Origin of the sequence: Paraburkholderia sp. Ac-20347, from assembly GCF_017104805.1 — a bacterium.
GTDB classification, from domain to species: domain Bacteria; phylum Pseudomonadota; class Gammaproteobacteria; order Burkholderiales; family Burkholderiaceae; genus Paraburkholderia; species Paraburkholderia tropica.
On record NZ_JAAGPN010000577.1, the window covers coordinates 1 to 1,189 of the forward strand.

Below are 1,189 nucleotides of genomic sequence, written 5' to 3' on the forward strand. Positions count from 1 at the left end.
GCGCCGAACAGCACGGCGGCGCGCCACTGCGGATGCGCCTCGACGCGCGCGAACGCGGCGGCGAGCGCATCGGCGGTCGGGCGGTCGATCGCGTTGCGTTGCGCCGGGCGATCGAGCACGATCGTCGCGACCTGCGCGCGGGCTTCGATGCGCACGGCGTCGCCGAACGTCTCCGTTATTGCGTGGTCCGGCGCGCTATCGCGTGCCGCTGCATCGTCGCGTTTTTCGTCGCTTGTTGTATCCTGGTTCATCGGTTTTTTCCTCGCGCGCGCAGGGCGTGCGCATCCACGCTGCATAGGTCACGAAACCGTCACGAATCCCTCGTAGCTTAGGCCGCTTTTCCTCCCCGCGAGAGGCGCATCACCCGCATGTCCCCGACGTCCCTGTCTACGCCCGGCGCGATGCCACCGAATCTTTCAACGCTGCCGAAACCGCTGCAATCCGCATGCGGCGAGCACTGGATCGTGTCCCTGCCCGATCACCCCGGCTACGATCATGTGCGCTTCAAGCGCGTCTTCACGACCGACGGCACGCGCCACGAAGTGGTGATCGTCGATCTGCACAAGCTGCTGCTGTGCGCCGACCGCGACGACACCGACTACGTGCTCAAGCCCGTCGACGACTGGCATGTCGGCAAGGTGCGCGGGATCCGCGAATTTCTCGATCCGGAAAACGAACGCGTCCCGCAGATGCCGTACGTGACGATCTCGAAGCGTCGCGCGGCGGGGATCGCGGGTTGGCTCGGCATCGCGCATGTGGGCGTGGTGGCGTTCCGCAACGGCCAGCATCGCGCGCGCTATCTGGCGTGGGCCGGCGCGCAGTGGCTGCCGGTCGAGGTGCACGAGCGCGAGGCGGCGCTGCTGCGCGAATTGTGCGGGGCCGCGGGTCTGGAAAGCGAGCCGGCGGAATACGGTACGCCGCCGGGTTGAGCCGCGAGAACGCTGCCCGCGCCGGCGGTGCAGCGCTTCTTACGTGCTTCCTTACGTGCCTTAGCGCTCGCTCATCGCTTGCAACACGGCGCTGCTGCCGGGCGCGCCGCTCATCGGCCGCCACGCGGACCCGCCCGCCGATGCCGAGGCCGACGACGCCACGCCCGACGCCGTCCGGTTCGCCAGCGCGCCGTCATGCGTGTGCTCGAAATGCTCGACCGCGTGATCGACGAAACGCCGCGTCTTGGCGGGCAAATACT

Annotated in this window: 1 protein-coding gene and 2 pseudogenes; 1 reads left to right on the forward strand and 2 read right to left on the reverse strand. The window is 68.4% G+C overall.

Annotation, left to right across the window (positions count from 1 at the left end):
• Nucleotides 1-251: pseudogene (locus G3N97_RS38780) on the reverse strand (hypothetical protein); the annotation flags it as partial.
• A 150-nt stretch (nucleotides 252-401) separates the two neighbouring features.
• Between G3N97_RS38780 and G3N97_RS38785 the strand changes: the two are divergent.
• Nucleotides 402-929 (forward strand): hypothetical protein, encoded by a 528-nt coding sequence (locus G3N97_RS38785; protein ID WP_205997996.1) that lies wholly within the window; start codon nucleotides 402-404, stop codon nucleotides 927-929.
• A gap of 60 nt (nucleotides 930-989) precedes the next feature.
• Here the strand turns inward: G3N97_RS38785 and G3N97_RS38790 are convergent.
• A pseudogene (locus G3N97_RS38790) lies at nucleotides 990-1,189 on the reverse strand (hypothetical protein); the annotation flags it as partial.

What these genes read in the sequence shown, in the direction of transcription:
- G3N97_RS38785 (WP_205997996.1), top strand. Translation starts at nt 402, where the DNA reads ATGCCACCGAATCTTTCAACGCTGCCGAAACCGCTGCAATCCGCATGC.